Source organism: Sphingobacterium sp. UBA7253 (genome assembly GCF_002472745.1).
Lineage (GTDB): Bacteria > Bacteroidota > Bacteroidia > Sphingobacteriales > Sphingobacteriaceae > Sphingobacterium > Sphingobacterium siyangense.
The window spans coordinates 1-6,104 of record NZ_DKSP01000001.1 but is presented as its reverse complement, the minus strand read 5'-3'; the positions used below and the strand labels follow the sequence as shown (position 1 = coordinate 6,104).

General features: G+C 40.6%; 4 protein-coding genes. 3 read left to right on the top strand and 1 reads right to left on the bottom strand.

Annotation, left to right across the window (positions count from 1 at the left end):
• Positions 1-2,204 (bottom strand): phosphoribosylformylglycinamidine synthase (gene purL, locus B2X72_RS00020; RefSeq protein ID WP_286847963.1); only part of this gene is annotated, 2,204 nt, incomplete at its 3' end.
• 541 nt (positions 2,205-2,745) lie between these two features.
• On the opposite strand from purL, the gene pheT reads away from it, so the two are divergent.
• From pheT to B2X72_RS00005, 3 genes are read left to right on the top strand one after another with little or no spacing between them, the layout of a single operon-like run.
• On the top strand, positions 2,746-5,142 hold the full coding sequence (pheT, locus tag B2X72_RS00015) for a phenylalanine--tRNA ligase subunit beta (protein ID WP_145327469.1): 2,397 nt from the start codon (positions 2,746-2,748) through the stop codon (positions 5,140-5,142).
• Positions 5,143-5,182: 40 nt separating this feature from the next.
• Entirely contained in the window at positions 5,183-5,488 is a 306-nt protein-coding gene (locus B2X72_RS00010; protein ID WP_046675830.1) for a hypothetical protein, read from the top strand.
• Between the two features lie 54 nt (positions 5,489-5,542).
• Entirely contained in the window at positions 5,543-5,833 is a 291-nt protein-coding gene (locus B2X72_RS00005; RefSeq protein WP_046675831.1) for a cell division protein ZapA, read from the top strand.
• The last annotated feature ends 271 nt before the right edge of the window (positions 5,834-6,104 follow it).

The following is a 6,104-nucleotide window of genomic DNA, read 5'->3' as shown; positions in this document are numbered from 1 at the left end:
ATTCCCAATGCAATGGTAAAATCCGAGCAGGCTTTAACAGCTTGGTATAAGCGGGCATCTTCCCCCTCATTATTGGCCGCCCACATCCAGTTGGCCGATAGGGAGATTCCTGCGAGGCCATTTTTGATTGGCGCAAATACGATGTTGGAAAGTGATTCGGCAATAGCCGTTCTACTTGCCGCCGCCGGATCCACCAAGGCAGCAACAGGGGAGTGACCTATTGTTGTCGCAATACCTTCTTTACCTTTATAGTCAAGTGCCATAACACCGACGTTGTTCAACGCCAATTGCAATGGACCTGCACATTGTTGTTTGGCAACACGGCCACCAACACAACGGTCTACTTTATTAGTTAACCAATCTTTCGAAGCAACAGCTTCCAATTGTAATACTTGGTTTAAGTAGTTTGGAATGTCGGCTGCATCATAAGCAAGATCAGCATAATTGCGAACGACGGTTTTATCGCGCATGAAAGTTTTTGGCGATGAACCAAAGAAATCTTCAAGGGCGTAATCCATTGGTTTTTCACCTGTACTTTTCGATTCGAAAGTAAAGCGGTGGTCGCCAGTGACATCACCTACAGTGTACATTGGTGCACGTTCGCGGTCTGCAACACGTTTTAACGTGTCAATATCATCTTCAGCGATCACAAGTCCCATACGTTCTTGCGATTCATTACCGATAATTTCTTTTGCCGATAGTGTAGGATCTCCTACAGGAAGTGCATCCAGGTCAATTAAACCTCCGGTCTCTTCAACAAGTTCAGATAAACAGTTTAAGTGGCCACCTGCACCATGATCATGGATAGAGACAATTGGGTTATGATCGGACTCTACTAAGCCACGAACAGCATTTGCGGCACGTTTTTGCATTTCTGGATTGGAACGTTGAATCGCATTAAGCTCAATTCCAGAACCAAATGCTCCTGTATCTGCAGAAGATACAGCGGCTCCACCCATTCCGATGCGGTAATTTTCACCACCTAGGATAACGACTTTATCACCAGTTTTCGGCGTATGTTTTTTCGCTTGATCTAGTTTTCCATAGCCAACACCACCAGCTTGCATAATGACTTTGTCGTAACCAAGTTTACGGCCATCCTCTTCATGCTCAAAGGTCAATACAGAACCTGTAATGAGGGGCTGACCAAACTTATTACCGAAGTCAGAAGCACCGTTGGAAGCTTTGATCAGGATGTCAACTGGGGTTTGGTATAACCATTGACGCTCTTGCATCGCATTTTCCCATGGGCGTGTTTTGTTGAGTTCCTTTGCTGGCTCAGTTACTGTTCCTGCCTGAAGGTCCAATTTATTTTGTTCCAATCGCGAATAAGCAGTCATATATACGGCTGTACCCGCCAATGGAATCGCTCCTTGGCCACCGGCCATACGGTCGCGGATTTCACCACCTGACCCAGTAGCAGCCCCCGAAAATGGTTCTACAGTAGTAGGGAAATTGTGTGTTTCTGCTTTTACTGATAAAACCGAATCAAATGCTTTCTCTTCGTAAAAATCAGGTTTGTCGGCAGATTTAGGCGCAAATTGTGTGACACGTGGACCTTTAACAAAGGCAACGTTATCTTTATAAGCAGAAACAATCTCGTTCGGATTGGTTTCAGAAGTCTTTTTGATTAATTTAAATAGGGAAGTGGGCTGCTCTTCGCCATCAATGATAAAGGTACCATTGAAAATCTTGTGTCTACAGTGTTCAGAATTTGCTTGTGAAAAAGCGAATACTTCCGAGTCTGTAAGCAGACGACCCAACTTGGTCGAAAGATTATTGAGGTAGTCTACTTCTTCTGGATTTAGCGCAAGGCCCTCAGATTTGTTGTAGGCCTCGATGTCTTCAATTTCCAATATCGGTTCAGGTGTGATGTTGACGGTATACATGTCCTGTGTCAACATACTGAACTTTTGTGAAATCATTGGATCGAAGTCATTGAAATCCGCTGGTACCGGTTGAAATTCTTCTATACGAACAATTCCTGCAATGCCCATATTTTGTGTGATTTCTACGGCATTGGTACTCCAGGGAGTAACCATCGCAGCGCGGGGTCCTACAAAGTAATGGTTAAGGTTTTGGTCGTCTAGTTTTTTGGCGTTGCCGAATAGCCAGTTGAGTTTAGTAATGTCTTCTTGTGGTAAAGAGTTTACGCTTTGAACACCATATACAGTGTTCGATGGGTTCTCAAAGAAATGAATCATTATAAATGTTTGTTTTGAACGTTCTTCAAATTAAAGCACAAAGTTACATATTTATTTTGATGGAAATGCTTGAATTTTCATTAAAAAATAGGCTCAGGTTGCGTTTATTGGAAAAGGCCAAAATTGCTGTTTTGTGTATTGGAAAAGGCCAAAATTGCTGTTTTGTGTAAATAAGTGTAAAGTTGTGTTAATTCATGTAAATAAAAGTTATAATTAATAATTGCATTCGTTTCGTTCGGGGAAAGCCCCTACATTCGCAGCATTCATCACCTATGAATAAATATGATTATCCTTGGGAAGGGGTTTATGAACTCCTTCATACGATCTCTTCCTTCGGTATGAATCTAAGGTCCAAATAGCTAACTTGGTTCTATCGTATCAACTTTCCAAAAAAGATAAAATCGCTTGCTGCCTAGCTTAATGAAGTCTTTTGAGGAGCCTACCTACTGCATTAAATTCAGACCAACTGTTGATGAAGGGTAAATTGACGTTGGATATAAACTCAAATTTATCTAAGTTTGTGCATCAAATCAAATTCGAGATGAATATTTCATATAATTGGTTAAAACAACACGTTAATATAGATTCGACACCGGAGGAACTATCGCTTATCTTGACAAATACAGGATTGGAAGTAGAAGCTTTGGACGTCGTGCAGAGTATCCCAGGTGGATTGGATGGTTTGGTTGTTGGTGAAGTGAAAACTTGTGAACAGCATCCTAATGCCGATAAATTAAGAGTAACTACCGTTGATGTCGGTGGACCGGAGTTATTGCACATTGTATGTGGCGCACCGAACTGTCGTACAGGATTGAAAGTCATTGTTGCTACAGTGGGCACTACATGTCATCCGCTTACAGGAGAGCCTTTTAAAATTACCAAATCTAAAATTCGTGGTGAAGTTTCCGAAGGTATGTTATGTGGAGAAGATGAAATCGGTTTAGGAACATCCCATGCCGGTATCGTTGAATTACCAGCTGATGTTGCCGTGGGGACCCTAGTGAAAGATCATTTCAATATCCAGGATGATTACCGTTATGAAATTGGTTTAACACCAAATCGTGCAGATGCAGCTTCGCATTTAGGCGTTGCAAGAGATATTGCGGCACATTTTCGTACACAAGTGTTAAAAGCAGATGTTTCTGCATTCAAGGCTGCTGAGGCTGAGGGAACGACAGTGGTCGTTGCGGACGCACAGGCGAGCCCACGTTATAGTGGTATCAATATTACTGGTGTTCGCGTTGGCGAATCTCCAGATTGGTTGAAAGAGAAATTAAATGTTATCGGTGTTCGTCCGATCAATAATATTGTCGACGTCACAAATTATATATTACACGATTTAGGTCAGCCATTGCATGCTTTTGATGCTGATAAAATTGCGGGAAATAAAGTCCTAGTTCGTCTTGCGACAGAGGGCGAGAAATTTGTTACCCTGGATGGTGTGGAGCGTACCTTGTCTGCAGAGGACTTGGTGATTGCCGATGCTGAAAAACCGATGTGTATTGCGGGGGTTTTTGGTGGAGCACATTCTGGTGTATCAGCCGAAACGACCAATGTATTTTTGGAGTCAGCTTATTTTAATGCTGTTTCTGTACGGAAGACTTCCAAAAGACATGGTTTAAAAACAGATGCTTCTTTCCGTTTCGAACGGGGTACCGATCCAAATATTACGGTTGAAGCATTGAAGCGCGCTGCTTTATTGATTCAAGAAATTGCAGGTGGAACGATTTCATCTACCCTAAAGGATGAGTATCCTGTTGTGATTAAACCGTTTTCATTTCACGTGAGCTATGCGAATGTGGTTCGTTTGATCGGTCAGGCGATTCCAAATGAAGAAATTAAATCCATTATTGTCGCTCTTGGCATTGAAGTCACTTCAGAAACTGAAACAGGCCTTGATGTGTTGGTGCCGGCATATCGCGTCGATGTCACACGTGAGGTAGACGTTGTGGAGGAAGTGTTGCGTATTTACGGTTATAACAATATTGAGTTGAAGTCACAGATTAAGGCCTCTTTAAATACGGTTGAAAAGCCAGATAAGGAAGTTGTCTTAAATCAATTGGCTGATCTGCTCATTGCAAATGGATTTCGTGAGATTCTGTCCAACTCCCTAACAAAGCTGGACTATGCGGATGATAGCGAAACGGCGGTTAAATTGTATAATCCATTGAGTTCGGATTTGGATACGATGCGTCAAAATATGGTGTTTTCTGTTTTGAGTGCGATTGAATATAACCAAAAACGAAGAAACTTTGATCTGAAATTCTTTGAATTCGGTAAGACTTATGCGCTGGATGGTGAAGGTTATAAAGAAACACAGCACCTGGTTTTTGCCATGGCGGGTAAAAATGAAGCTGAGCAATGGAATAGCAAAAAAGATGCAGTTAATTTCTATAACCTAAAAGCAGCCGTAGATACTGTTATCAAAAGGCTGAAAATTGAAGGAATTCAGATACAAGATGCTACAAGTTCCCATTTTGCCTATGGTTTGAACTATATGAAAGGGCAGAAATGTTTGGTTTCATTTGGTGCAATTGCAAACGCAGATTTGAAAAAAGCAGATGTTGAAGGTCAGGTTTTCTTTGCTGATTTTGACTGGGATGTTTTGATGAAAATTATTCGTAAGAATAGCATTCAATATAAAGAAGTTTCCAAATTCCCGGCTGTACGCAGAGATTTATCGCTCTTGATCGACGAAAATGTAAGCTTCGATAAGCTACAATTTGTCGCTCAGAAGACCGAACGCAAGCTTTTAAAGGAGGTAAATGTGTTTGACGTGTATAAAGGTGATAAAATTCCGGAAGGGAAAAAGTCTTATGCTCTGAGCTTTATCTTGCAGGATGAAGAAAAAACACTTACTGATAAGCAAATTGATGCGATAGTTCAAAAATTAATTGTTAATTTTGAGAAGGAACTAGGCGCGGAAGTGCGTGGTTAATTAGAGATACAACATTAATTGGTAATATTCAATTTATATTATGGCAACATTGTCTTCACAAATGAATCTGATCGTTGAGAAAACGAAAAATTTAATTCAATTGTGCGAAGTCTTGCAAGAAGAAAATGATTTGCTTAAATTAGAGGTACAATCCTTAAAAGTGGCTTTCGATGCGAGCAACGATAAGAGCAAGCAATTGGAAGAGAAGGTCAAAGCGTTGGCAGTTGCCCGTACGTTAGATTCTGAAACGGATAAGGAAGCAATTAATGAAAAAATACTTGACACAAAACAAAAAATTAACGATTTTGTGCGGGAAATAGACAAGTGTATTAGTTTGTTGAAATAGTTGGGAGAAGTGTTATCGGATTCAAACTAATACAACGTTAAAAAGCTCAAAGAAATGGGAGAGATTTCCATAAAAATAAATATCGCAGATCGTGTTTATCCCCTTCGGGTGGAGAGCGCGGAGGAAGAAGTAATTCGACACGCTGCGAAATTGATAAATGAAAAAGTAAAGGAATTGCAGGAAAACTATACTGTGAGAGATAAGCAGGATTTGTTATCCATGTGTGTATTGCAATTTGCGACGCGTATGCTTAATGCAGAGCGGCAGTCTCAAAACCACGAAGTGGGTTTGGAAAATTCAGTACAGGAACTTGATCAGTTGTTGACGGATTTCTTTAAAAAATAAATTTACGTTCTTTATATTTAGAGCTTAAACGACGAATTTGCCGCAATTAAATTCGGGTTGTCACTATTTTAAACTTAACGCTTCAATATTACAGGCGCAAAAAGATATAGGCCATTTTGCGAAAGCCATCTGGGTCATAATCTAAGCCTAATTATGTAATCACGAAGTTTAATAATACATGAGACCTGTTTAAATTTAATTGCGGTTTTTTTTTTGTCATGAAGTACTGATGCACTTATCGGGATCGCTACTGAGTTGGCGCATACCAAAG

What these genes read in the sequence shown, in the direction of transcription:
- pheT (WP_145327469.1), top strand. Translation starts at nt 2,746, where the DNA reads ATGAATATTTCATATAATTGGTTAAAACAACACGTTAATATAGATTCG.
- B2X72_RS00010 (WP_046675830.1), top strand. Translation starts at nt 5,183, where the DNA reads ATGGCAACATTGTCTTCACAAATGAATCTGATCGTTGAGAAAACGAAA.
- B2X72_RS00005 (WP_046675831.1), top strand. Translation starts at nt 5,543, where the DNA reads ATGGGAGAGATTTCCATAAAAATAAATATCGCAGATCGTGTTTATCCC.